Below are 288 nucleotides of genomic sequence, written 5' to 3'. Positions count from 1 at the left end.
GCTTTGTACTGCTTCATTGGCGAATGAGCTCGAGGTTGTTTGCAATGTATCGGCACTTTTCTTCACCGCGACAACGAGATCGGTTAATGTGTCCATGGCTTTATCAAGTGCGCAACCAATGGTGCCAAATTCATCACGACCAGGATGGAAGCCTAAACGAGAGGTTAAATCACCTTTAGCAATTTTTTCCGTGGTATCCCATAACACCCAAAGTGCACCGCCAAGGAACGTGGCCGTCCAATAAATCACTACTACAAAAGGCAATACCCATAAAAATGACATTAACAG

At 44.8% G+C, this 288-nt stretch carries 1 protein-coding gene; it reads right to left on the bottom strand.

All coding sequences use genetic code 11. The features are described from left to right. On the bottom strand, positions 1-288 hold a 288-nt coding region (locus AAEZ09_RS28035; protein WP_350601601.1), incomplete at both ends, for a HAMP domain-containing protein.

The organism is Pseudomonas sp. 65/3-MNA-CIBAN-0223, from assembly GCF_040310425.1.
GTDB classification, from domain to species: Bacteria; Pseudomonadota; Gammaproteobacteria; order Pseudomonadales; family Pseudomonadaceae; genus Aquipseudomonas; species Aquipseudomonas gregormendelii.
Note: the sequence above shows the minus strand (reverse complement) of the source record. Positions and strands in the feature narration are given on the sequence as shown.